The sequence below is a fragment of the Niveispirillum sp. FG156 genome, assembly GCF_057809555.1.
In genome coordinates this window covers 1-23,961 of record NZ_JBMDKE010000045.1, presented here as the reverse complement: position 1 = coordinate 23,961, position 23,961 = coordinate 1, and the positions used below count along the sequence as shown (strand labels likewise).

The window sequence follows — 23,961 nt, the reverse complement described above, 5'->3', positions numbered from 1 at the left end:
CAGGGCAGTTCTTCTGTCCGTTCCATACATGGATCGGCGGGCCATTTCTTTCATCCCGATCTCACGTCGCGGCGCCATCGGCGCTGTAAGCAGGGAAGGTTGACAGCGACCATGGGCATTCCTTCGATTCCGCTTCATACCCGCCGGCTGGGCAGGAAATTCGCGGCGGGGACGGCTATGCTGCTGTTGCTGACCGGGCCGACACTGGCACAACAGACGCTGCCGTCAGTGGCGGAACCGAAACGGCCCGACCTGCCGGCCCCGGCCCGGCACAGTGCTCCGGCTGTCGGGGGGATCGAGATTGCACCCGCGACGGGTGCCGCTCCCGTCGCGGGTGCCGCCACCACGCCGCTCACCTTGTCGCGGATAGTTGTGGAAGGGGTTGGCATCCTGCCGGCCAACAGCTTTGATGATCTGACGGCGGCCATTACGGGCAAGCCGGTCACGCTGGCCGACCTGTATGCCACTGCCGATGCCATCACGGCGCGTTATCGCGATGCAGGCTGGGTGCTGACCCGTGCCTTGGTGCCGGCCCAGCGCATCGGCGACGGTGTGGCCACCATCCGCGTGGTTGAAGGGTTCATCGCCAAGACAGTGATCGATGGTGACGCCGGCGCGCATGCCGGTCGCATCCAGTCCTACCTGGATCACCTGACGACGACGAAGGGCGCGTTGAACATTCAGGATTTGGAACGCTGGCTTTTGCTGGTGAACGACCTGCCGGGTGTTACGGCCCGCGCCATTCTGTCGCCAGCAGCCGGGCAGACGGGTGGTGCGGTCCTGACCTTGAAGGTCGAACAGCAGACGGTACAGGCCTATGCTGCCTTCGATAACCGTGGCTCCGTTTATACCGGTCCTTGGCGCTTGCTGGCTGGCGCTTCCTTCAACGGTGCCGCTAATGGCGGGCGGTTCACGCTGTCCGGTGTGACTGCGCTGGAGGAACCGAAAGAACAGCAAGGGCTGACCCTGTCCTGGGATCAGCAGGTGGGATCGGAAGGCACCCTGCTTGGTGTACGCGGCAGCGTGCAGCGTGGAGAACCAGGTGACAGCCTGGAAGCGCTTGAGGTGACGACGCGCTATAACGGCTTGACGCTACGGGCGGCCCACCCGGTGCTACGCACCCGATCCCGCAACCTGATGATCGATGCTGAATTCACGGCCTATGAGACGCGCACAGCCTTCTTCGGCCAGCGTTTCGCGCAGGATGTGGTGCGGACCCTGTCGTTGAGGGCAGACTTCACCGTTATTGACGGGGCAGGGGGTGCGAACCGCTTTGCCGCCCGGGTGGTGCAGGGGCTTGATCTGTTCGCGGCCACCCGTGACGGTGCCACCGACAAATCGCGTGCCGCCGGCTCAGCCGAATTTACCCGTATGACGTTCGATGCCGAACGGGTGCAGGCGCTGGGCAACGGCCTTTCGCTGCGGGTTGCCGCATCGGCACAGATCGCCGACCGCGCCTTGCTGGCGCAGGAGGAATTCAAGCTGGGGGGAGGCGCCTTTGGCCGCGCCTTCGATGATGGTGAGCTGTCTGGCGACCAGGGCATCGTCGGCCTGATTGAACTGCGCTACGCCTTGCCGGTTGGGGATGCCGTCGGTGTCCAACTCTATGGTTTCTATGATCATGGCAAGGTTTGGAACGATGATCCTGTGACCGCCATGGATGGCGTGGAATTGGCATCGGTCGGAGCGGGGTTGCGCGCCAATCTGGATACGATGATGTCGGTCGACCTTCAGGTGGCGAAGCCCCTACGCCGCGATGTGGCGACAAAGGGTGACCGCGACGCCCGCTTCTTCGTCGCCGTCACCACCCGTTTTTGATCCGCGCACCCGACGCACAAGGGGAATGATCCCATGGCCCGTGAACTGCACTCCCGCCGCCGCCTTCTGGCTGGCACCGCTCTGGCCGGTGTCGCCATGGCTCTTGGCGGCGGCGCCCTTGCCAATCCGGTAAATCCCACAGTGGTCCATGGCGTTGCTGGTATCACCAGCAGTGGTTCGGTGCTGGAAGTCACCCAGAGCACGGACAAGGCCATCATTGACTGGCGTGGCTTCGATATCGCAGCAGGCGAGGTGACGCGTTTCATACAGCCGGGTAGCGGCTCCATCGCCCTGAACCGGGTCGGCAGCAGCACCGCTTCAACCATTAATGGTTCGCTGACTGGCAATGGCCGCATCTTCCTGATCAATCCCAACGGCATCCTGTTTGGTGCCGGGGCCAATGTCGATTTCGGCGCCCTGGTCGCGACGACCGCCGATATCGCGAATGACCGTTTCCTGGCTGGCGATTATCGTTTCGATAAGTCATCCACCGTCGCAGGTGCCGCCATCGCCAATGGCGGCACCATCAAGGCCGGCATGGCGGCGCTGGTGGCGCCGCAGGTGCGTAATACCGGGACGATCCAGGCCAGTCTGGGTTCTGTCACCCTGGGTGCCGCCCAGCGTTTCACGCTCGACCTTTCCGGTGATGGACTGATCAGTTTCGATGCCAGTTCTGCCGTAGATGGCGCGCGTTTGCAGCAGGCGGGGCTGGTGCAGGGCAGCCGGGTCGTGCTGTCAGCTGCCACTGCCGCCCGAGTTGTGGATAGCGTCGTCGACATGACCGGCGTGGTCGAGGCCCGTACTGTTCGCCAGGATGGCGCTGATATCGTTCTGGATGGCGGGCAGGGCGGCGTTGCCGTTTCCGGTACTCTAAACGCCAATGGCGGCGGCGTGCGGATCAGCGGCGGCCAAGCAACCGTGGCCGCCGGGCTCACTGTGAATGGTTCACTCAACACCCAAGCCGGTACGATCAGTGTTGTCAGCGGCGCCACGGTCAGCAGCACCGGCGCCCAGACCTACATGGGCGATCTGTCGCTCGCCGGTAATCTGGTGGGAACGCAGGCCGGCACCATCACTGTGACCGGCGGGGTAAGCGTCGGGGAACTTTCCACCATCGTCACCGGCGGCAATACCAGCGACGCCATTACGCTGGGCAGTGTCAATGGTCCGGGCTTCCTTATGCTTGATGCAGGCAATGGCGCCGTGTCGCTCGGTCGTGTCGGGTCCAGCCGGGCATTGGCTGGCCTGTCGGCTAAGGGCAGTGTCATTGCGCTTTCCGGCGTGACGACGGCGGGGCAACAGGATTATGCCGGTGCTGTTACCCTGTCCGGTGATATGGTCAGCACGGTCGGCGGCGCCATCCGCGTCGCGGGTCCGCTGACCCTGACAGGCGACAGCACAATGGTGACCGCTGGCAGCGCCAGTGATGATATTGCCCTAACCGGAACCGTGAACGGCCCCTACGCCCTCCAACTCGACGCTGGCACTGGCCGGGTGACGCTGGGTGGTGCTGTTGGTGGGACCAGCTCTTTGAAGCTCTTGGCGGCTGGCGGTTCGCGTGTCAGCCTGGGTGACGTTACGACCACGGGCCTCCAGGATTACGCCGGCGCCGTCACGCTGAACGGTGCTCTGGTCTCGACCGTTGGCGGCGCAATCCGCCTTGCGGGACCCCTGACCCTGACCGGCAACAGCACAATGGTGACTGCCGGCAGCACTGGTGACAACATTGCAGTGACCGGCGCTGTAAACGGTCCTTATGCGTTGCAGCTTGATGCGGGCAGTGGACACGTGACACTGGCTGGTGCCGTCGGTGCCACCAGTGCATTGAAGCTTCTGGCGGCTGGTGGTTCGCGTGTCGGTCTGGGCGACGTCACCACAACGGGTCTCCAGGATTACGCCGGTGCCGTTACGCTGAACGGTACTCTGGTCTCGACCGTCGGTGGCGCTGTCCACATCGCTGGCGATGTTTCATTGACCGGTGGTAGCGCCATCGTGACCGCCGGCAATGGCGGGGACGATGTTCACATCGGCGGAACCATCAACGGTGCCCAGGGCCTGCTGGTCGATGCTGGGCAAGGTGCCGTGACTCTCGCCGGGTCGGTGGGCGGGCGCCAGGCCTTGAGCCTGCTGTCCATCGGTGGTCGCACCATTAGCCTGCGCGATGTAACGACGACGGGGCAGCAGGATTATGCCGGCGCCATCACCCTGGCTGGTGATCTGGTCAGCAATGTTGGCGGTGCCATCCGCGTGGGTGGCCCGCTGACCCTGGCTGGTAACAGCGCCATCGTCACTGCCGGTTACACCGGCGACGACATCCGCCTGGGTGGCTCCGTCAATGGTGCCTACAGCCTGATGGTTGATGCTGGTGCAGCGACGGTCAGTGCTGGCGGCGCCATTGGCGCATCGCGCGCCCTGACCCTGTTCTCCGCCGCCGGCAGCCGGATCACCTTGGGCGACGTGACGACGACGGGCCGGCAGGATTATGCTGGCGCCCTGTCATTGGGTGGCAATCTGGTCAGCACGGTCGGGGGCGCGGTCCGCATCGCCGGGCCGGTGACCCTGACCGGCGACAGCACCATCGTCACTGCCGGCTTTGCTGGTGACGACATCAACCTTACGGGGACATTGAACGGGTCCCATGCCATGTCGCTGGATGCAGGTGCGGGCCGCGTCAGTGTGGCCGGTGCCGTCGGTGCGACCAGCGCCCTGAAGCTGTTTGCTGCCGGCGGGTCCAGCCTTTCCGTGCGCGATGTGCACACCACGGGCCTTCAGGACTATGCCGGTTCTGTCATGCTGAACGGTAATCTGGTCAGTCTCACGGGCGGTGCGATCCGGGTGGCTGGCCCGCTGACCCTGGCGGGTGACAGCACCATCGTCACCGCCGGCCACGGGAATGACGATATTCGCCTGACCGGGACTGTGGACGGCGCCTATGCCCTGCTCATTGACGCAGGGCGGGGTGCTGTGGGCCTTGGCAGTGCCGTTGGTGGTGTCAGCGCCTTGAAGCTTCTGTCGGTCGGTGGCTCTACCCTGTCCTTGCGCGGGGTGCGCACCATGGGGCAGCAGGATTATGCCGGTGCCGTCACACTGAATGGGGACCTGACCAGCATTACGGGTGGCGGCATCCGTCTGGGCGGGCCGGTGACCCTGGCAGCCGACAGCACCATCACAACGGCGGGGGCCGCCGCCGATGGCGTGATTTTCACCGATGTCCTGAGCGGTCCCTATCGCATGAATGTCCGTGCCGGCACCGGCGCAGTGGACATGGCCGGTGCTGTAACCGGGCTGACGGGTCTGGATGTGAAGGCTGGACGTATCGATGCGGCTTCGCCGCTGACGGTTGCCGGTGCCCTGGCGCTGGAGGGGACGCGGCTTACGACCAGCGGCCTCAATGCCACCGCCGTTACGCTGAAGGCTTCCGATACGCTGACCGCCGGTTCCGTCATGGCCACGCCGGATGTCAGTATCACGGGTGCGAAAGCTGTCACGCTGGGCACGGTCGCTGCACGCACCCTGGTGGCCAGCGCCGCCGGAGAGATGCGTATGGGTGCTGTCACCGCAAACAATGTCAGCCTGACGGGCACGGACGCGCTGACGAGCGGTCCGGTTACCGCCACACAGGACGTGAGCGTTACAGGAGCAAAGGCCGTTGCCCTGGGTGCTGTCACCGCCCGTAATTTGACGGTCAGCGCTGGCACCAATCTGCGTCTGGCTGGTGTGACGGCGGATGCTGGTACACTGTCGGGTGTCGCCTCCATCGCCAGCACCGGACCGCTGACCCTTTCGCGGACCCTGTTGCTGAGCACGTCTGGCACGGCGACGGGTCTGGATATACGCACTGGCGCGCTGACCTATCGTGGCACAGGCCGCTTCAATGCCAGCGGCAGCGTGGCGGGTATCAGCGGCCAGAACGCCGCCGATCTGGTGCAGGTGGTGGGCGATCGGTCCGGCACCTACCTGTTCGCCGACCGTCCGGTCTTTGGTGTCGCGGCCCTGGTTGATCGTCACCGCCTGGACATCGCCCCGACCATGACCACGCCCACCGGCGATGGCGATGTGCGCAATGGCCCGCTGGTCCTTGATTCCGCCACGGAAAAGGACGACCTGATTACCTTCCAGGATTGATATAGCCATAAAAAGGGGGGCGGTGCCTGGATGGCGCCGCCCCCCTTTTTATGGTTGCGGCCTATCGTGCCGGCGGCTGGATCGCCTTCAGGCGGGAGACCATTTCTGCCGTCACCGCCTCGGCCTCCCGCTCGTCGCGGATGACACGGGGTGTGATGAAGACGATCAGTTCGGTGCGCACGCTGCTGTTGCGCCGTTCGCCGAACAGCGCACCGACACCCGGCAGGCCTGACAGGATAGGGATACCGTCCCGCCCCTGCTGCTGTGTTTCAGAGATCAGACCCCCCAGCACTACCGTCTGGCCATTGTCGATGGCCACATTGGAGGTGATCTGCCGCTGGCTGATGGTCGGGGTCAGGTTGCCGCTGTCGCGGGTCGATGACACGTTGGAGATCTCCTGATAGACCTCCATGCTGACCTTGCCGCTCTGGCTGATGCGGGGGACCACGCGCAGCATGACGCCGGTATTCACATATTCCACCTGGGACACGATGGGCGCGTCGGGATTGTCCACCGACTGTGCCGAGCGGGTCAGGATGGGTACGCGGTCACCGACCAGGAGCTGTGCGACTTGGCTGTCCAGCACCACCACCTGCGGCGAGGAAACGACCCGCACATCCGTCACTTCGTCCAGCGCGGACAGCACCACGCGCGGATCGCCGTTGCGCGACAGCAGCAGATTGAAGCCTGGAACCTGTGTCACGGGGCGAAGACTGTTGGTGGTGCTGTTGCGTGTGATACCGCCTTGGATGTCGCCGCCATCGCCGCGCAGGAAGCTCTGCACGCCATAGCGCAGGGCATCGTTCAGGGTCACTTCGGCAATCGTCGCCTCAATCAGTACCTGTGAGGGGGCGACATCCAGCTTGCGTACAGCCTCGCCGACAATCTCTGCCTGCCGGGGGCTGGCATGGACCAGCACGCTGTTGTTGGCCGGATCGGCGGCGATGCGGATGCCATCCGCCGCAACCGGCTGCACTTCTTCGCGAGGGGAGGCACCCCCGGCATCGGCGGCGACGGCGGCCAGTCGAGTCTGACTGTCGCTTGTCCCGGCAGCGCTGCCACCGGTGGGCGTGGACAGGCTGGCGACGGGGCGCCCGGCAGGCACTGGGCTGTCATTGCTATTGCTGGCGCCAAACAGGCGGTTCAGCAGCCGAGTGACCTTGGTGGCATCGGCATTGGCAAGGCTGAACACATGCAGGCGCGGGGTGACGGCATCGCCCATGTCCAGCCGCTGAACCCAACTGGCCGCTATGTCCAACTGGGTAGGATCGGCGGCGATGACCAGGATGGCGTTCATCCGCTCCAGCGGTAGGACGCGTGTGGCGCCTGCATCCTGCTGCGAACCCGCATCGCCCAGGATCGCCTGTATTTCCCTCACAATGGAGGCGGGAGCCGCCTGGGACAAGGGGAACAGCCCGACCGAACGGCCCGCCATCCAGTCGACATCGAAACCACGCAGAAGCTCCGACGCTGCCAGCCGTTCCGGACCCGGTCCCCCGACAATCAGGACCTTCAGCCGTGGATCGGCAGTGACGGTGCCGTTCTTGACCAACGGTTCCACCAGGGCGCGGGCGACATCCGGGGCGATATGGCGCAGCGGCAGGACAGAGATCGCATGCCCCGGTGCCGTCGGGGACGCCAGACCCAGTGTTCGCGCCGCCAGCTCCGATGATGGTACCACGGCAATGGTGCCGTCGGCGGCGCGTAACATCGCCGCCCCGTTGCTGGCGAGTACGGATTCCAGCAGTCGAACCGCCTCACGCGGGGACAGTTCCCGACCGCTATCGATGCTGACCAGCCCCTGCAGGGACGTGTCCACCGAATGCGGCTGACCCAGCATGTCCCCCAGGATCGTCTCCACCAACGCGGCCAGCGGCGCATCGGTGAAACGCAGATGCAGGGTGGGCCCCGGCGGCAGGGCCAGCATGTCCCCTGTGACCGGTGCGCGCGCATCTGGTGCCTTGATGATGACCGGCGCCGGCGTGGCCGATGATCGTGCAGGTCCCGACGCCGGGGTGCTGCCACTGCGGGCCGCGATGGAAAGGCCCAGATTTTCCAACGGCAGCGGCTTCTTCTCGTCCGGCATGGCATGCTGCCCGGCACAGCCTGACAGAAGAACCAGGGCCGCCGTTGCACAGGCATGGGTCCGGAAGACAACTGGGGTGTTCATTTTCATTCCGGTGGCTGAAATGCGCTGGAAGTTGCAACCGCCACTCTGGCAAACACAAGTGTTATCTTTGATTGTCATTAATCTGTAATCAATATCCGGACTGTCATAATAATGAAGTAATTAGGTCATGATACTATTACGAAAATAAGTCATAGGGATTGTCATCCTGCCGAAGCGCGGCCTTTAGCGACCTAAGCCATGACGATATTAGACAACCTATCGACGGAACACCGTATCAGCGTTGTTGACCTTCGGCAGGCAGAGGCCACCGCCCAGGCGGAGGGCAAGTCTGTTGGGCAGGTGCTGGTCGATCTTGGCCTGATCACGCCACTGGACCGGGCAATGGCCTTGGCGCGTCATCATGGGATGCCGTTGCTGCGTCTGGCCGACCTGGGTGAAGGGCCGGTGGCTTTGCCCCCGCTGTCCCCGGATTGGCTGCGGGCCAAACGTGTGCTGCCCGTCGCAGTGGAGGAGGGTGCCGTCCTGTTGGCGGCCTGCGACCCGATCACAGACGATGTCGTGGAACTGGCGGCATTGAGCTTGGGTGCACCCGTCCGGTTGGGTTTCATGCCAGCGCCTGAATGGGAGGCCCTGTTTCAGGAGCGGTTCGGCGGTGGCGTCAGCACGCTGGACCGCATCGTCGGCGATGCTGGCGAGAATCTCGGCGCGGATGATGACGCGGTTGACCGGCTGAAGGATCAGGCCAGCGAGGCGCCGGTGGTCCGGCTCGTTGTTCATGTCATTGAAGAAGCCGTGAAGGCACGGGCGTCTGATATCCATATTGAGCCGTTCGCCGATACGCTGGTCCTACGCTACCGCATTGATGGCGTGCTGCATAACCGCCCACCGCCGCCTTTGTCGCTGGCTCGTGCCATGGTCAGCCGGATCAAGATTCTGGCTGGCCTGGATATTGCGGAACGGCGGCTGCCGCAAGATGGCCGTATCCGCCATCGCCTGGGCACACGCTCCATTGATCTGCGTGTATCGACACTGCCCACGGTTCATGGGGAAAGTGTGGTAATCCGCGTGCTGGACGGGTCAGTCGGTGCCAAAGACCTGCCGGCGCTGGGCCTGTCGTCCGGGGATGAAATCGCGCTGCGCCGGATGATGGCCAGTCCGCATGGGCTGGTCCTGGTTACCGGACCTACCGGCAGCGGCAAGACGACGTCGCTTTATGCGGCCTTGCGCCTGATCGATGCCCAGACCCGCAAGGTTCTGACCGTGGAAGACCCGGTCGAATATCAGATGGCGCGGGTCAATCAGGTGCAGGTGCATCCAGCCATCGGGTTGGGCTTCGCCGCCGTTCTGCGCTCCATGCTGCGTCAGAATCCCGATGTGATCCTGGTGGGCGAAACCCGCGACGCGGAAACGGCGGACATTGCCGTGCAGGCCGCCCTGACCGGGCATCTCGTCCTCTCAACCCTGCATACGAACAGCGCCGCAGGGGCCGTAACCCGTCTGATTGAAATGGGTGTGGAGCCGTTTCTCATCGCTTCCACCCTGCGCGGGGTCGTGGGACAGCGGCTGGTGCGGTTGCTGTGTCCACGCTGCAAGCAGCCGGAACCGGCGGATACAGCAGCGCTGACGGCCCTGTGCGACGCGGGACTGCTGCTGCCGGGCACGTCTGCGCCGCTGCTGATGACACCTGCGGGCTGTGACCATTGCGGTGGCACAGGCTACACCGGTCGGGCGGGCATTTTCGAAACACTGCGCCTGGATGACGTGATGCGACAGCTGGTGGTGGCGCGGGCTGCGAGCGGTTCCATCGAGGCTGCGGCCCATACCGCCGGCATGCGCACGATGCGCCAGGATGGGCTGTCGCGCGTGCTGGCGGGTCTCACCAGTTTCGCCGAGGTCGCGCGTGTGACCGAAATGGGGGAGTGACGGCCCCATGCCCCAATTCACCTATATCGCCCTGGATCCTGCCGGCGGCGAACATGGTGGCCGGATGGAGGCCGCCGGTCAGCAGGCGGTGCTCGACTGGTTGCGGGCGCAGGGCTGGCATCCGGTGCGTGTGTCGGCGGTGGGAGGCCGTGCCCTGGTTCCTGCCTTGGCCCGCACTAGCGACCTGCTGCTGGTGACAAAGGAACTGCGTCTGCTGCTGCGCGCCGGGTTGCCGCTGGAAAGGGCGTTAGCCTTGCTGGCCGATGGTTTGGCCCCACCCTCGCTTCGTCCCCGCCTGGCTGTGGCGTTGGAGCGGTTGCGCGCTGGTCGTGGGCTGGGCGATGCCGTGGCCCATGCTGGTGGGTTTCCCCCGCTCTATAGCGCCATGCTGCGGGCAGGAGAGGGAGCAGGCGCGCTTGACCTTGTCCTGGAACAATTGTGCCTGCTGCTGGACCGGCAGGGGCGGGTTGCCCGCGCCGTGACATCGGCCCTGATCTACCCCACCGTGCTGACCTGCGTGGCGATTTCATCTCTGCTGCTGCTGCTGCTTTATGTCGTGCCGCAATTTGCACCTTTATTCGCCAACACAAAGAAGGCGTTGCCTGCCAGTACGGAACTGGTCCTGGCCTTGTCGGGGTTCGTGGCGGCATGGGGCGATCTGTTGCTGGCAGGTGGTTTGTGCTGCGGGCTTCTGATCTGGCTGGTGCTGCGTCGACCGGGTATGGCTTCGGTCCGCGACCGGATGCTGCTGGCCATGCCGTTGCTGGGCCGCATGGCGGTTATGGCCGGTACGGCGCGGGTGGCGCGCGGCATGTCGGTGCTGCTTCGGGCCGGCATGGGTTTACCACGCGCGTTGGAACTGGCGTCGGGCATGGCTGGCAACGGTGTGCTGGCGGCCGCTTTCATCGCCATGCGCGACAATGTCCGCGATGGCCGTCCCCTGACCGCCGGTCTGTCCGGGGATCAGCCGCTGCCGGACCTTGCCATCACCATGATCAGCGTGGGGGAACAGAGCGCCCGGCTGGCCGAGGTCGTTGGCCAGTTGGCCGAACTCTATGAGGAGAAGCTGGAAACGTCCATCAAGCGCTTCCTGGCCTTGCTGGAGCCCGCCTTGATCCTGCTGCTGGCCCTGCTGGTGGGCGGGATCGTGATCTCCATCCTGATGGCACTGGTGTCGATCAATGACCTGGCCCTGTAAGCCCCATCGCTGCCGGCAGGCGGGCTTCACGCTGCTGGAAATGCTTGTGGTCCTGCTGCTGCTGGGCGTGGCCACGGCACTGGTGGCACCGCGCCTGTCGGTGGGGGGTGCCGCCCTGAATGCCGACACAAGATCGCTTGCCGCCGCGTTGGAACAGGCGCGGTGGAGCGCCGTGCGGAGCGGCCGCCCGGTTTTACTGCGCCTGGATTTGGAAAACTCCCGTTGGGACGGAGGACGTCTGCCGGGAACGGCGGCGCTGCGCGTTACAGGTGATGCGTCCTTGATGGCGGGGGGGATGGCGGCGATCCGGTTCCTGCCGGACGGCAGCGCCAGTGGCGCCGATATTCGCCTGTCGGGGCACCGGGGGGGAGAGCGGGTGATCCGCGTGGACTGGCTGACAGGACGGGTACGCCATGACGCAGGCTGACCCCGGCCGCTGCCAACAGGCTGGATTTACATTGCTGGAGGCGATGGTGGCCCTGGTGCTGCTGGCCCTGGTCCTGGTACCCGCCTATCAGTTGTTAAGTGCGGGCAGCCGGGCCGCCATGCATGTGGACCGTCAGGCCATGGCATTGGCCATCGCCGAGGCCCAAATGGCGGCACTGGGCGTGGAAACCCGGCTGGCGCCTGGTTCCTATCGCGGTGCCAGCGGCGGCTATAGCTGGGTGTTGACGGTGGACCCGCGCAGAGACGGTCCGTTTGACGGGGCGTCCGTGCGGGGCATGGCTGCCTATCGCGTCACCGTGGCCGTGGCCGATGCGGCCGGTCCCGTACTGGACCTGACCAGCACACGACTGGTTGCGGCGCCATGAGATCGCGGCAGGCACAAGGCGGCTTCACCTTGCTGGAGGCCATGGTGGCGCTTGTGGTCCTGGGGCTGGTCCTGGGGCTGGCGGCGTCGGCCATGGGGACCTTTGGCACTGCCAGGGCACGCGTGAACATGGCCGCAGATCGGGCCGGACAGTTGGCCCTGGTCGGTGACGTGCTGCGCCGGCAGGTATCGCGGGCACTGCCTCTGACCCATGCCAATGGGATCGGGGATACATATCTGCTGACGGCGACGGCGGATCGACTGGCCTTCCCCGTGGCGGATGCCCCCTTACCGGGGCGCGGCGGGCTGGCCATGGCCGCCTTGATGATCCGCGATGGTCAATTGATCTGGCGGCAGGAACGGATGGGAAATCCGCCCTATGAGACCATTCTGGCGGAGGGTGATTTCCAGTTCCGCCTGTCCTATCGCGGGGATGATCCGCGACTGGGCTGGGTGGAGCAATGGGACCAGCCCCGGCGCTGGCCGCGTCTGGTCCGCCTGTCCATCCAGGCGGTAGGACGGGAAATGCCCGCCATCATCATCCCCGTCCGTGTGGACACGGATCGCGGCTGTGCGCTCTCGCTGGGGGAGGGGTTCTGCCGTGACCGCGAAGGCTGATCGCCCCGGGGAACGCGGGGTGGCGTTGCCCATGGCGCTGTGGGCCGCCATGGCCCTGGCGCTGCTGGCTGCCGGCATTGCCGCGACCGCCGACCTGTCCCTGCGCCGACAATCCCTGGCCGCTGAACTGGCTGCCGCCCGTACGCTGCGGGAAACGGGGCTCAATCTCGGGGTGATGTTGGCGGTTCATCCCGACCCGGCCCGCCGCCTGCCGCCCAATGGCACGCAGATGGTGCTGACGGAACCTGAAGGCACTATCAGTCTGCGCCTGTGGGATGAGGCGGGCCGTATGGACCTGAACCTGACGCCGCCCGACCGGATACTGCCCGTGGCGGGACGGCTGCTGCCCGCCGGGGAGGGGGCCACCCTGGCGGCAGCCCTGGACCGGCGGCGGGCAGTGGGGGAGAGCTGGCACTCGGTGCTGGAACTGGGTGCCATCCTGTCGCCCGACAGCTTTGCCGGCCTCTACCCGCTGCTGACGGTGCATGGTCCCGCGATGCAGGAAGGGCAGGTGTCGTTAAGGTCCATGCCGCCCACGTTGCGCACCCTGTGGCCGGGCCTGTCAGCGGTGGAAGCCGATGATGTAGTGGCACTGGCGGCGCGCGGCGTGACGCCTGGCGGGCCTCCTTCCAACCTGTTCACCTTGCGGATTGAAGCCCGAACCGTATCCGGGGCGGTATCCAGTGCCGAAGCCGTGGTCTGGATCACTGTCCAGGGTCCGCAGGCCTTTCGTATCCTGGAATGGCGCGATCCCGCCCCCGACCTCTACAGCCTGGAACCCGGAACATGACCCGTTTTACGGATAATCTGCGCCGTCTGGCGGATTGGTGGCTGGATCGGACACTGGCCACCCTGCCACCCTGGCTGACCGCAACCGGGCCTGAACCCGCACGCTGGCGCTGGACCGGGGAGACCTTGGTCTCGCTGGGGCAGCCAAGGGCGAAGGGGCCCTGGTGTCTGGTGCTGGACGATGCCCGCCCGCTGGTCCTGTTTCAGGACCTGCCCGCAGCCGCGATCATGCACCTTCGTCGTATCGTGGGCTTGCAACTGGGGCACTGGACGCCGTTGACGCCGGAGAACGCGTTCTACGCCGCCAGTGTGGACGGACCGGCAGCAACGGGCATCCGCGTCAGGCTGACCGTGCTGCCGCGTACTGCCGCCTCACCGGCGCTTGCAGTGGCGACGGCCATGGGGATGGCGCCCCCCCAACAGGTACAGATGCCTGGTGCCATACTACCGGTGGCGGAGCCGCCATCGGCCCGACGCCTGCCACCCCGCCTCTTGCTGTCGGCCCTGCTGCTCATGGCGCCCCCGCTAACCATGGGTGTGGTTCAGCAAAACTATATCGCGCAGCTGCGCCTGGAAGAGGACGCCACCAACATGCTGGCCACGCAGGCTCGTAATCTGGGCCTGCGCGTCGAGCGTCTGCGCGCCCGGACGCTGGAGGCGGTGACGGCGCGACAGCAGGCCCCCAGCCTGCTGCTGTTGCTGGACCGGTTGAGCCAGATCTTGCCCGACGGCAGCTATCTGACCGACCTGCGGTGGGAGGACGGGCGTTTGCACCTGACCGGCTATTCCCGCGATGGCGCGGGTCTTCCGGCTCTGCTTGATGCCTCCCCCTATTTGGAGGATGTGCGGTTCGAGGCGGCATTGCTACGGGCCGGACCTCAGGGGGATCGTTTCCAACTCTCATTGAAGGCGACGGCCCATGTCACCAATTGAGGCGATCCTGGCCGATGCGGGAAAGGCACGCCGCCTGTACCTGTCGATCAATCTGGGGCTGGCGCTGCTGGTCCTGACGCTGGTGGTCTGGCCGCTGCTGGGCCTTCTGCTGGATCAGCGGTCGGAGATCGCTGCGGCGGAGGCGCAACTGAAGGCCGCCTCTGTCCTTGCCCAGCGCGCGGATGCCCTGCTGGCGGAGCAGGCGCAACTGTCGGCCCTGGGCGGTTTATCGGCGGACTACCTGTCTGGCGAAAACCATGGTCTGGCTGCCGCCAATCTGCAGGGCCTGCTGGGCCAGCGTCTGACGTCGGTCGGCGGTCAGATGGTCAGCACCCGTATCCTGTCGGCGGATGATGACGGGGACAGGCGCGTGGTGGCGCGGCTGGATGCCGTGGTCAGCCATGCCCAACTCCGTCTTCTGCTGCACGCAATGGAAAGTGGCCAGCCACGGCTGGTCATCACCGCCATGGGTTTGGCGTCGGCGGGAGAGGGGATGGATCGCCTGACTCTGACCCTCACCGTGGTCGGCCAGCGCCTGCCAGAAGGGGGGGAGGGATGAGGGCCATCGCTTCGCTTCTGATCGCTGTCGTCTTCTGGGTCGGAAGCAGTGTCGCGTGGGCGGAAGGGACCGCTGACTTTGCCCTGCCGCCCTTGTCCAGTGTGACCGCCATCGTCGAACGCCCGCTGTTCACACCTGAGCGTCGGGGCGCTGTCCCATCGGCCCTTGCGGCCCCGGCGGTGCAGGGGCTGGATGGGCGACTGCTGGGAATCGCGCTGCGGCAGGGCCGTGCCCATGCCCTTCTGTCCACTGGCACCACCACCCGTACCCTGGTTCCAGGTCAGGAAGCCGGCGGCTGGTTGTTTGTTTCCGCTGACCGGCGGGCCGCGCAGTTCAAGGCACCAGATGGCCGTGTGTTGCGCCTTGCCATCGGTGACCGCCTTCCCCCCCTTCAATGATTTGCCCAAGGATACGGACCATGCCGACCCAACCCCATCACCGGCGACTGCCGCCGCACCGCCGTCGTCAGGCTGGCTTTACCCTGCTGGAACTGCTGGTGGTGCTGGTCATCATTGGCTTGCTGCTCGGCCTGGTCGGCATGCGCCTGCTGTCCAATGTTGACCGTGGCAAGGTCACGGCAGCGACAGCGCAGGCGCGGGTGCTGAAGACGGCCCTGGATACGATGAATTTGGATTTGGGCCGATATCCCACAAAATCAGAAGGCCTGTCGCTGCTTGTGACCCCGCCCAAGGATGCGGCGGGTCGGCGCTGGATGGGGCCTTATCTGGAGGCCGGGGTACCCAACGATCCTTGGGATCGGCCCTACCAGTTTGAGGTTGATGAGGGCGGGCGGCAGGTCCGGGTCTTCACCCTGGGTGCCGATGGCAAACCGGGCGGCACCGGTGCCGATGCCGATATCACCGTGCCGGAGCGTCCATGACGGCGAGGGTTGGGCAGAACTGACATGATGGATGAAATGGTTGCCTATTTTGCCTTGGTGGGCGCCTGCATGGGCAGCTTTGTCGCGGCGATGGCCTGGCGTCTGCCCCGGTCGATCTCCGTCTGGGGGCGATCAACCTGTGTCGATTGTGGCCACGTCCTTGGCGTCGCGGACCTTGTCCCCATCTTGTCTTGGTTATGGTTACGGGGGCGCTGTCGATATTGCGGTGCGACTGTCAGCCCACGATACCCTCTTGTGGAAATGACATCAGCTCTGTTTTGGGCGACGTGCGCATCATTGTTTGCAGACCCGTTGGAGGCCGCAAGCGTCGCTCTATTGGGAAGCTCTCTGCTCTACCTGTCGCTTGTGGATATTGACTGGCACTACTTGCCCGACGGTGGGGTTTTGCTTGTCGCTGTATTGGGTATGGCAAGACTTTATTACGTTGCGGACCCATGGCTGCATTTTATCGGCGCGGCGCTGATGGGGGGCGGAGCCTTGTCTGTCAGGTTTGCGGTGAGCAGATGGTTGGGTCGGGAGGCGCTGGGCCTGGGCGATGTCAAACTAATGTCTGCTGCTGCTTTGTGGCTAGGGGTTGACGGTCTGTCGGACTTCCTGTTCCTTTCTGGTGTGTTTGGCATTGTGCAGCATTGGCTGGCGCGTCAGATGGAAGAGGCTTTGGAAGTGCGGGAATTACCCTTTGGTCCCGCATTGTCGTTAGCTTTAGTTGTTGCTCTTGTCTTGTTTTCCGTTCGGGGTGGGTATTAGTAGTTGAGATATCTAATTCTGTTTATTCGGCTTTTTTGATCTTAATTTATTCGAGAGTAATAAGAGTAGTTTTCAAAAATATGGCTTTGCCCCTGAGTTCTACAATAGTGAAAGGTGGGAAGAAGGTCATTTCAATGGGGGGCGTTGTGCCGACTGAAAATTGACAAGTTTTTTGCAAATGACAGTCACGTGGGGTTGGCGTTCTGGCTTCATATCATTTTCACAATGAATAATATACTGGCGATCCCGACAATTATATGAAATGAGAAAAGACGTTGCAACTCTGTTTTGTCATCTCCTTTATATTTTGTACGTCCCTGTGTCTGTGGGCGGTTAAGAAGTCTTCATGGATGGGACTAATTTGTGGATTTCTATCACTCGTCTTGACTGCTGTTGTTCTATATCCGGTGAAGTACGGGTTAGCTGCCATGATCACTGCCTTGACCGCGGGGCAGTATGCCACGGAAATCCGGGCAGGCGTGGGCGGGCTTGTGGAAGAGTTTGGCCGGATGGCGGTCGTGGCTTTTTGGGCCAGACGCGCCATCCAAGCAGGTAATCCCCTGACGACATTTACAGGGGCTGCGGCCGTGGGAAGCATATATGCCATCGTTGAGAATACCATGTCATTCCTGCCACCGTTTGTAATGGCGATGGCGACGCTTTTCCTGGTCGATACGGTGCGAATCAACGTCAACCAATCCGTGCCCATGACGGCCCTATTCAGCTACGAGGCCTGGGTCGTCGCCTTGGCTACGGTCAGCCAGTTTGCAAGGGCGTTGTTCCATGTAGCATCCACGCTGCTGATCGGGTTCCTAATCCTGGATCGATCATACCGCCTTCTCTTGCTGGTACCGTTGGCGCATTTCGGCCTGAACTTCTTTATTGCGCCCTATATACGTTCCTTCCGGATGGTCGAAACATTGGCGGCCTCCATCCTTCTTCCTTTGGCAATCCTCGCCATTTATGCGGTGGTGCTGTCCATACTTCACTTTTCGAGGCGCAGGGCTGGTGGCCTAAGCGGTTCCCTTTCCGGTAATGGTGCCACAATCAACAGGGATTGATTGACCATCCGCCCGACATGGACACCATCGCTGGAGAGCCGGTCCCCCGCGACCGGACAGTTTGCTAAACTTGGTTCGCCCCTATTGAAGGACGGCCGACATGACGGGACAGAGCAAGCGGTATTCAGCGGATTTCAAGGCGAAGGTGGCATGGCCCGGCAAGGCAAGCCGAAAATCTTCAACATCGAAAGTCAGTATAACGAGGTCAGCTATCGGATTGGTCTCACTCCTGCTGCGATAGTCCTAGGGTTGCTTGCGCCGAGGTATGATCCACTCAACCCGGGTACATGGGCACATGACGAAACCAGTTCTCTACCGCTTTAACCGGAATCAAGAAGGGTCTGTCGCAGGCTGCTGACTGACGCCTCTGCAATGGCTGAACATGCTCGATATGGCCCAGGCATGACTGTACGGTCTTGGTGCGGGGCAGTGATGGCGGTAAAACCATCTTCGCCCATTCCTGTCCCGCCAGCCGGGCCGTGGACCGTCCGGTGACGTGCCTGGACCGGCACAACCTGACCTTCCGCGACCTGACCCTTTGGACCGGAAACGGAAATATCTAAGTCGGCTACCTTCCATAGATAATACAGCCGCTTCCCTGCGGCTGCCCATCGAGGCCCTGGACCTGCGCCATGAGGGCAACGCCGAATGCGGTGGCGTGGTCACTGCGAGCCTCGGTATCACCACCATCGTGCCGGCGCGGGCGAAGGAGATCGAGCAGCAGATCCTGGCGCTGATGGGGCTGGCCGATACGGGGCTGTACGAAGCCAATTCCCTGCGTCTGGCCATTGAGGCACTGGAGCTCCGCCATGAGGGCAACGCCGAATGCGGTGGCGTGGTCACTGCGAGCCTCGGTATCGCCACCATCGTGCCAGCGCGGGCGAAGGAGATCGAGCAGCAGATTCTGGCGCTGATGGGCCTAGCCGATACGGGGCTCTTCGAAGCCAAGGCCAGGGGGCGCAACCGGGTTTCGCGGGTTCCGGCCTTCGTCGCGGCTTGACATCGGGGTCACGACATAGAAGGGACGAAAAACCATGCTAACGGGACAAATCAAGAACAGTGCTCCCCTGTCCATCAAACCTCCTTTCGACGGACAGGACGGCGGCGGAGGGCCGCTTAGAGGCGCTAAGCGGTCGGCGAAACACCGGGATCATCTGACCGTGCGGCGCAGAAACGCACGCCGTCGGGCCTGGCGAGTTCTATGGCGCAGTCGGCCGTTTCAACAGCGCTATATTAGGGTCTCAGCAAGTCCCAATGCCGTACTTTGAGCGGCGGATTGCACCTTTGGAGACGGCCACACCTCTCCATATCGCCGTGCAATCACAGCCCCATCCCCGCTGTCCTCCTGTTGGCGTAGAGCCCGCGGTGCCCGCGCCAACCCTGGGGATGGGAGAAAATTTCCCCTGCCGGAACCACCCCGCCTATGGGGCGGGACCCCGGTTCGGCATTCCGCGCGGAACAAATTTTCTCCACCCCAGGGTCCTCCACGTTGTTCCGGCCCTTCGCTTTGCTCGGGTGGCGCTGGTCACCTTTGCGGTCTCTGACGCCGGGGACATCGCGGGGATGGTCCCGCGACCGCAGCGTAGGAGACAGATCATGGCCATCACCCTCGGCACTTTCACCAAGCTCGACGACGGCAGCTTCTCGGGCATCCTCAAGACCCTGAACGTCACCGCTTCGCTCACCATCGTTCCGGTGACCAAGCTGTCCGACAATGCACCCGACCACCGCGTCTTTGCCGGCAACGGCCAGCGCTACGAGGTCGGTGCCGGCTGGTCGCAGATCGCCAAATCCAGCGGCGAAACCTACCTGAATCTCAAGATAGGCGCCCCGGAATTCGGTCCCCACTGGGTCCGTGCCCGCCTCGTAAAGCTGGAACATCCGGCCGATGACGGCACCACCCACATCGCCTTGTGGGAGCCCCGCGACCGCTGATCCCGCCTTTTCAGCCCCGTTCCGGCACCGCCAGGACGGGGCTTTTCGCCTGTTCAGGCGCGGGGGGATCGAAATCGCGTGGGGCCGGTTTCCGAGCGTCCGCAGCCACGCTCCCGTTCGCCATGCTCGCCCCATCTGCGGCGATCCCCGCCGCTGTCACCCGAGGAGCGGTGAAATAGAGGATGAGGTCAATCGGGCGGCAAAAGCCCGCAAAGGCAGCCCGTTTCTCAACACGGCGCAGGCTGCCTTCTATATCGGCCTGTCGCATCGGACCCTGGAAAAGATGCGCCTGACTGGCGAAAGATGCGCCTGACTGGCGGTGGCCCGCGCTTTCGCAAGCACGGGCGCTATGTCCGCTACCACATTGATGACCTGGATGCCTGGTCATTGGGGGAGCGGCGGGACAGCACCTCGGACAAGGGGGATGCGTCATGAGTTGTGCCCCGATGTCGCAACAAAAATCGGCCCGTCGGCCTTTGCGCCGCCGATTGTCGCGGGCTTCACGCCGCCGGGCGCTCTGGGTTGCAGGTGTTGCCCTGGCGGCGCTGGGCTTTTCGGCATTGGCTCGCCCCGTGCCGATCCTGGTCTGGAACAGCAGCGCCTCGGCTCCCCTTGGGCTCTATCTGGTGCTGCCGGAGACCCGCCTGCGCCCGGGCGATATGGCCCTGGTAAGACCGCCGACGAGCATTGCCGACCTAGCGGCGCTATCTGCCGCGCGGTGTGCCGTTTATCAAGCAGGTAGCGGCCATGGGCGGGGATCATGTTTGTGCCCAAGGCGATGTCATCAACGTCAATGGTGATACGGTCGCCGTGCGCCAGAAGGCGGACAGCGCGGGCCGTCCGTTGCCCTGGTGGCAGGGCTGTCGGGTGCTGTCGCCGGCAGAAATCCTGTTCCTGATGCCAGCAGCGCAGTCCCTGGATGGCCGCTATTTCGGGCCGCTGTCGTCGGTGCATGTCATCGGTCGGCTGGTGCCATTATGGCTGCGCTGAGGATAGCTCTGCTGGTCGTGGTGCTGACCATTACGCCGGCAGTTGGGGCGGCGGATATCCCGGCCTACGATGCCGATATCGCCATCGCTGCCCGTCGTTTCGACCTGCCGCAGGCCTGGATCAAGGCCGTCATCGACGGGGAAAGCGGCGGCGATGCCAATGCCGTATCGGTCAAGGGCGCGCTGGGCCTGATGCAATTGATGCCGGATACTTGGGCGGAAATGCGCGACCGATATGGCATCCAGGGTGATGTCCTGGACCCTGCCGCCAACGTGATGGCGGGCAGCGCGTACCTTGCCGAAATGCGGAAGCGCTTCGGCGATCCCGGCCTCTTCGCCGCCTATAATGCCGGGCCTGCGCGCTATGAGGCACATCTCCGGGATGGTGTGCCATTGCCAGCCGAGACCCAGGCCTATCTGGCAAAAATCGACGCCGGATTGGAATTACCAGCAGGCAGCCCCGGCGTGCTGTTCGTGCTGCTGAACAGCTCTGACAGCCGATTGTTTGCGCCCTTGTCCAAGGCTGGGAGCACGGGGCGATAGACGTTTGAGCAGGGGGACTTCATCTCAGTCCGCCCATCGTACCAGCCGGGCGGCGGAACCTGTCAAGGATGCGCGGTCCCCCCAAAATGCCTGGCATTTTGGCTCCCCCGCGCCCCGCTTCGCGGCGCCTCCGGCGTCCTTGACCGGCCCCGCCTCGGCTGATGGCAGGCGCTGTCCTCGATCCGTGGAACCGATGCCTACTGGCGTCAGCGCCGTATGGCCATCGCCCTTATCCAGAACCTGGAGCAGGCCATCCGCATCCGCAATCAGGCACCGATCTATGTCGGATCAGCCGATGATCCTATCGAGAATGTCGGGCCGTGGGACCGGGTGTGTCAGCTCCAGGATCGGGCCTGTCAGAACCCTTTGGTCCTGGAGACCTTGACTGCACAGAAGCGGCTGATGCTTGCTGACGGCATAGCATGGCGGGAGCGGTGTCGATCGGATGCCGCTCCCTTTTTTTGGGGCCTCCGGCACCCCTGATCTGGCCCCAGCATGGGCGGGGGAGGGGTTTCTCATCTCGGTCTGCCTATCGTACCAGCCGGGCAGCGGGGCCCGTCAAGGATGCGCGGTCCCCCCAAAATGCTGCGCATTTTGGCTCCCCCGCGCCCCGCTTTGCGGCGCCTGCTGCGTCCTTGACCGGCCCCTCTCCGGCTGGACGGGAACCTTGTCCTCGATCAGGAGGACGCCAGCCAAGGAGGTTCCCATGTCGTTCATTGCAGCGCATCCCCAAGCCGCGATCGACCGTTTCGACGCCCTTGTCGATGACGTCCGGACCGAGTTCGGCAGCGACGGATTGATGGCCAATGTCGAGCGTTTCATCAGTGCCGAACGTCCCGAATTCATCTGGGATGGCCGCTTCCAGGAGCATTATCTGGGCGAATGGATGGGCGATGATGATGGTGCTGAAGGCCTCTACTGCATCCTCATCCTGAGCCATTTCCGCAGCGAATTCATCGTCGCCAGCTGCGTTGTTGATGGCGATGAGCGTCTGCATTCCATGACCCGCCAGCGTGCCTATGCCACGCGTGGCGCTGCCGAGACGGCCTTCCACAGCGCCATCGGTCGATAGGCGGCGCTGATCCGGGAGCGGCGGTTCAGTCCGTCGCTCCCACTTTTTCCAGCATGAGGGCGTAGAAGGGCGTGGATAAGCGCGGGTGCTGACCAGGGGCGCTGTAGGGCAAGATAAAACGGTGGCGCCAGCGCCCCCGTAACCCCCTGTCTGCACATCCTTTTTGGGGTCTTACGGTGGTGCCAGGGCGGCAGGATCGGCACCATTCTGGCACCAACCCTGCCCAGGGCCGCTTTGCCAGCCTCGGATCGGGAGAGACCGCGATGTTCGGCGATGATCATGATTTCCGCCCCCGTCTGGGCCGCATGCGCAGCGCCTCGGGGCGACGCGGCAAACGGTTCCTGAATCGGGTGCTGGCGGCCACCGTTCTGGCCAGGGGCGGGCCGCTGAGTTTCACCCGCCGGTCCGGCCGCTTCGATGGCAGCCGCATTGGGCGCGGTACTGGCGTTGGCCGGGTGCTGGCCTCGCGCGACCAGTTTGCCGCTTGGCGGCAGCGGCGTGTGATTATCAAATCCCGCATCGTCAAGCTGGCCGGCAAAGGCATGCAGGGTGCCCGTGCCCATCTGCGCTATATCCAGCGCGACGGCGTCACCCGTGAAGGACAGGCGGGTCAGCTCTATGGTGCCGACCAGGACAAACTGGACGGACGGGCATTCCTCGACCGTGCCGAGGGCGACCGCCACCAGTTCCGCTTCATCGTCTCGGCGGAGGATGGCGACCAGTATGATGACCTGAAGCCCCTGGTTCGCCGCCTCATGGCGCAGATGGAACAAGACCTGGACACGCGGCTCGATTGGGTAGCGGTCGATCATCACAATACTGGCCATCCGCATAGCCACATCATCCTGCGTGGTAAAGATGACCGCGGCAAGGACCTGATCATCGCGCGGGAATATCTGTCCCAGGGCATGCGCGAACGCGCCGCCGAGATCGTCAGCCTGGATCTGGGCCCCCGCACCGACCTGGAAGTCCAAGAAAAACTGCGCCGGGAGGTGGAACAGGAACGGTTCACCAGCCTGGACCGACGTCTGCTGCGCGACCGGACGCCGGATCAGCTGGTATTGGGTAGTGACCAGGACCCGTTTCAGCAGGCCTTGCGGACAGGCCGTCTGCGCAAGCTGGAACGGTTGGGCCTAGCCGAGGACCTGGGCGCTGGTCAATGGCGGCTCGCCGATGACCTGGAAACCACCCTGCGCCGCATGGGTGAGCGCGGTGATATCATCAAGACCCTGCATCGGGAACTGGCGGGACAGAACTTGGTCCGCACGCCAAGCGACTTGATCATCCATGATTCCGCTGCCGCCAACGCTCTGCCCATCACCGGCCGTGTCATCGCGCGCGGCCTGTCGAACGAGGTGAATGACCGCCACTACCTGATCATCGACGCCACCGATGGCCGAACCCACTATGTCGATATCGGCAAGGGTGAAGCCACGGAGCCAACACCACCGGGCAGCATCCTGCGCGTGGAGCCGCATGCCACGGCCCCGCGCCCGATGGACCGACGCATCATGGGCATCGCCGCAGCCCATGATGGCCGCTACAGCATCGACATCCACCTGCGCCACGATCCCACGGCCAGCGAAGCCTTTGCCGACACCCATGTCCGACGGCTGGAGGCAATGCGCCGCCTGACCAACGCCGTCACCCGCGAACCGGACGGCACCTGGATCATCCAACCCGACCACCTGGACCGCGTCGCCGACTATGAACGCACCCAGGCCCGCTTAAACCCGGTCACCGTTCGGGTCCTCAGGGGAATCGCTTCAGATTAACGGCCCTGAATTTCGAATGATATTTTCGAGATA

Annotated in this window: 21 protein-coding genes; 20 read left to right on the top strand and 1 reads right to left on the bottom strand. The window is 64.0% G+C overall.

Annotated features, from left to right (window positions below):
* Positions 1-111: 111 nt before the first annotated feature.
* Positions 112-1,818 carry a ShlB/FhaC/HecB family hemolysin secretion/activation protein gene (locus ACODSP_RS23485; RefSeq protein WP_488967966.1) on the top strand — a complete coding sequence of 569 codons (1,707 nt, stop codon included), beginning with the start codon at positions 112-114 and terminating at the stop codon, positions 1,816-1,818.
* Between the two features lie 33 nt (positions 1,819-1,851).
* Positions 1,852-5,943 carry a beta strand repeat-containing protein gene (locus tag ACODSP_RS23480; RefSeq protein ID WP_488967965.1) on the top strand — a complete coding sequence of 1,364 codons (4,092 nt, stop codon included), beginning with the start codon at positions 1,852-1,854 and terminating at the stop codon, positions 5,941-5,943.
* 61 nt (positions 5,944-6,004) lie between these two features.
* On the opposite strand, the gene gspD is transcribed toward ACODSP_RS23480, so the two are convergent.
* Positions 6,005-8,113 carry a type II secretion system secretin GspD gene (gene gspD / locus ACODSP_RS23475; protein WP_488967964.1) on the bottom strand — a complete coding sequence of 703 codons (2,109 nt, stop codon included), beginning with the start codon at positions 8,111-8,113 and terminating at the stop codon, positions 6,005-6,007.
* 198 nt (positions 8,114-8,311) lie between these two features.
* On the opposite strand from gspD, the gene ACODSP_RS23470 reads away from it, so the two are divergent.
* From ACODSP_RS23470 to ACODSP_RS23385, 18 genes are all read left to right on the top strand, one after another.
* Positions 8,312-9,997 carry a GspE/PulE family protein gene (locus tag ACODSP_RS23470; RefSeq protein ID WP_488967963.1) on the top strand — a complete coding sequence of 562 codons (1,686 nt, stop codon included), beginning with the start codon at positions 8,312-8,314 and terminating at the stop codon, positions 9,995-9,997.
* Positions 9,998-10,004: 7 nt separating this feature from the next.
* On the top strand, positions 10,005-11,195 hold the full coding sequence (locus ACODSP_RS23465; protein ID WP_488967962.1) for a type II secretion system F family protein: 1,191 nt from the start codon (positions 10,005-10,007) through the stop codon (positions 11,193-11,195).
* Positions 11,179-11,622: a GspH/FimT family pseudopilin gene (locus ACODSP_RS23460; RefSeq protein WP_488967961.1), complete on the top strand. Its 444-nt coding sequence runs from the start codon at positions 11,179-11,181 to the stop codon at positions 11,620-11,622. Before ACODSP_RS23465 ends, ACODSP_RS23460 begins: the two co-directional genes overlap by 17 nt.
* Positions 11,609-12,007 carry a prepilin-type N-terminal cleavage/methylation domain-containing protein gene (locus ACODSP_RS23455; RefSeq protein ID WP_488967960.1) on the top strand — a complete coding sequence of 133 codons (399 nt, stop codon included), beginning with the start codon at positions 11,609-11,611 and terminating at the stop codon, positions 12,005-12,007. Before ACODSP_RS23460 ends, ACODSP_RS23455 begins: the two co-directional genes overlap by 14 nt.
* The gene (locus tag ACODSP_RS23450; RefSeq protein WP_488967959.1) at positions 12,004-12,624 is read left to right on the top strand and encodes a prepilin-type N-terminal cleavage/methylation domain-containing protein; all 621 of its coding nucleotides are present in this window, start codon (positions 12,004-12,006) and stop codon (positions 12,622-12,624) included. The genes ACODSP_RS23455 and ACODSP_RS23450 overlap by 4 nt, the downstream gene beginning before the upstream one ends.
* Complete coding sequence (locus tag ACODSP_RS23445; RefSeq protein ID WP_488967958.1) at positions 12,608-13,414, top strand: hypothetical protein; 807 nt, start codon at positions 12,608-12,610, stop codon at positions 13,412-13,414. Before ACODSP_RS23450 ends, ACODSP_RS23445 begins: the two co-directional genes overlap by 17 nt.
* On the top strand, positions 13,411-14,346 hold the full coding sequence (locus ACODSP_RS23440) for a PilN domain-containing protein (RefSeq protein WP_488967957.1): 936 nt from the start codon (positions 13,411-13,413) through the stop codon (positions 14,344-14,346). Before ACODSP_RS23445 ends, ACODSP_RS23440 begins: the two co-directional genes overlap by 4 nt.
* Positions 14,333-14,905 (top strand): type II secretion system protein GspM, encoded by a 573-nt coding sequence (gene gspM / locus ACODSP_RS23435; RefSeq protein ID WP_488967956.1) that lies wholly within the window; start codon positions 14,333-14,335, stop codon positions 14,903-14,905. Before ACODSP_RS23440 ends, gspM begins: the two co-directional genes overlap by 14 nt.
* Complete coding sequence (locus tag ACODSP_RS23430; protein WP_488967955.1) at positions 14,902-15,303, top strand: hypothetical protein; 402 nt, start codon at positions 14,902-14,904, stop codon at positions 15,301-15,303. The genes gspM and ACODSP_RS23430 overlap by 4 nt, the downstream gene beginning before the upstream one ends.
* 20 nt (positions 15,304-15,323) lie before the next feature.
* Positions 15,324-15,785, top strand: coding sequence for a type II secretion system major pseudopilin GspG (gene gspG, locus ACODSP_RS23425; RefSeq protein WP_488967954.1), 462 nt, complete (start codon positions 15,324-15,326; stop codon positions 15,783-15,785).
* Between the two features lie 24 nt (positions 15,786-15,809).
* Positions 15,810-16,553 carry a prepilin peptidase gene (locus tag ACODSP_RS23420; RefSeq protein ID WP_488967953.1) on the top strand — a complete coding sequence of 248 codons (744 nt, stop codon included), beginning with the start codon at positions 15,810-15,812 and terminating at the stop codon, positions 16,551-16,553.
* 428 nt (positions 16,554-16,981) lie between these two features.
* Positions 16,982-17,614 carry a hypothetical protein gene (locus ACODSP_RS23415; RefSeq protein ID WP_488967952.1) on the top strand — a complete coding sequence of 211 codons (633 nt, stop codon included), beginning with the start codon at positions 16,982-16,984 and terminating at the stop codon, positions 17,612-17,614.
* A 538-nt stretch (positions 17,615-18,152) separates the two neighbouring features.
* The gene (locus ACODSP_RS23410; RefSeq protein WP_488967951.1) at positions 18,153-18,614 is read left to right on the top strand and encodes a nucleotidyl cyclase domain-containing protein; all 462 of its coding nucleotides are present in this window, start codon (positions 18,153-18,155) and stop codon (positions 18,612-18,614) included.
* A gap of 596 nt (positions 18,615-19,210) precedes the next feature.
* Complete coding sequence (locus tag ACODSP_RS23405; RefSeq protein ID WP_102114266.1) at positions 19,211-19,549, top strand: DUF736 domain-containing protein; 339 nt, start codon at positions 19,211-19,213, stop codon at positions 19,547-19,549.
* 747 nt (positions 19,550-20,296) lie between these two features.
* Positions 20,297-20,539, top strand: a complete 243-nt coding sequence (locus ACODSP_RS23400; RefSeq protein ID WP_488967950.1) for a S26 family signal peptidase — start codon at positions 20,297-20,299, stop codon at positions 20,537-20,539.
* Positions 20,527-21,081 carry a lytic transglycosylase domain-containing protein gene (locus ACODSP_RS23395; protein WP_488967949.1) on the top strand — a complete coding sequence of 185 codons (555 nt, stop codon included), beginning with the start codon at positions 20,527-20,529 and terminating at the stop codon, positions 21,079-21,081. The genes ACODSP_RS23400 and ACODSP_RS23395 overlap by 13 nt, the downstream gene beginning before the upstream one ends.
* A 706-nt stretch (positions 21,082-21,787) precedes the next feature.
* Positions 21,788-22,153, top strand: coding sequence for a hypothetical protein (locus ACODSP_RS23390; RefSeq protein WP_488967948.1), 366 nt, complete (start codon positions 21,788-21,790; stop codon positions 22,151-22,153).
* A gap of 263 nt (positions 22,154-22,416) precedes the next feature.
* Positions 22,417-23,928: a DUF3363 domain-containing protein gene (locus ACODSP_RS23385; protein WP_488967947.1), complete on the top strand. Its 1,512-nt coding sequence runs from the start codon at positions 22,417-22,419 to the stop codon at positions 23,926-23,928.
* Positions 23,929-23,961 lie beyond the last annotated feature (33 nt).

Coding starts and splice junctions, on each gene's coding strand:
- ACODSP_RS23485 (WP_488967966.1), top strand. CDS start 112: ATGGGCATTCCTTCGATTCCGCTTCATACCCGCCGGCTGGGCAGGAAA.
- ACODSP_RS23480 (WP_488967965.1), top strand. CDS start 1,852: ATGGCCCGTGAACTGCACTCCCGCCGCCGCCTTCTGGCTGGCACCGCT.
- gspD (WP_488967964.1), bottom strand. CDS start 8,113: ATGAACACCCCAGTTGTCTTCCGGACCCATGCCTGTGCAACGGCGGCC.
- ACODSP_RS23470 (WP_488967963.1), top strand. CDS start 8,312: ATGACGATATTAGACAACCTATCGACGGAACACCGTATCAGCGTTGTT.
- ACODSP_RS23465 (WP_488967962.1), top strand. CDS start 10,005: ATGCCCCAATTCACCTATATCGCCCTGGATCCTGCCGGCGGCGAACAT.
- ACODSP_RS23460 (WP_488967961.1), top strand. CDS start 11,179: ATGACCTGGCCCTGTAAGCCCCATCGCTGCCGGCAGGCGGGCTTCACG.
- ACODSP_RS23455 (WP_488967960.1), top strand. CDS start 11,609: ATGACGCAGGCTGACCCCGGCCGCTGCCAACAGGCTGGATTTACATTG.
- ACODSP_RS23450 (WP_488967959.1), top strand. CDS start 12,004: ATGAGATCGCGGCAGGCACAAGGCGGCTTCACCTTGCTGGAGGCCATG.
- ACODSP_RS23440 (WP_488967957.1), top strand. CDS start 13,411: ATGACCCGTTTTACGGATAATCTGCGCCGTCTGGCGGATTGGTGGCTG.
- gspM (WP_488967956.1), top strand. CDS start 14,333: ATGTCACCAATTGAGGCGATCCTGGCCGATGCGGGAAAGGCACGCCGC.
- ACODSP_RS23430 (WP_488967955.1), top strand. CDS start 14,902: ATGAGGGCCATCGCTTCGCTTCTGATCGCTGTCGTCTTCTGGGTCGGA.
- gspG (WP_488967954.1), top strand. CDS start 15,324: ATGCCGACCCAACCCCATCACCGGCGACTGCCGCCGCACCGCCGTCGT.
- ACODSP_RS23420 (WP_488967953.1), top strand. CDS start 15,810: ATGATGGATGAAATGGTTGCCTATTTTGCCTTGGTGGGCGCCTGCATG.
- ACODSP_RS23415 (WP_488967952.1), top strand. CDS start 16,982: ATGATCACTGCCTTGACCGCGGGGCAGTATGCCACGGAAATCCGGGCA.
- ACODSP_RS23405 (WP_102114266.1), top strand. CDS start 19,211: ATGGCCATCACCCTCGGCACTTTCACCAAGCTCGACGACGGCAGCTTC.
- ACODSP_RS23400 (WP_488967950.1), top strand. CDS start 20,297: ATGGGCGGGGATCATGTTTGTGCCCAAGGCGATGTCATCAACGTCAAT.
- ACODSP_RS23395 (WP_488967949.1), top strand. CDS start 20,527: ATGGCTGCGCTGAGGATAGCTCTGCTGGTCGTGGTGCTGACCATTACG.
- ACODSP_RS23390 (WP_488967948.1), top strand. CDS start 21,788: ATGTCGTTCATTGCAGCGCATCCCCAAGCCGCGATCGACCGTTTCGAC.
- ACODSP_RS23385 (WP_488967947.1), top strand. CDS start 22,417: ATGTTCGGCGATGATCATGATTTCCGCCCCCGTCTGGGCCGCATGCGC.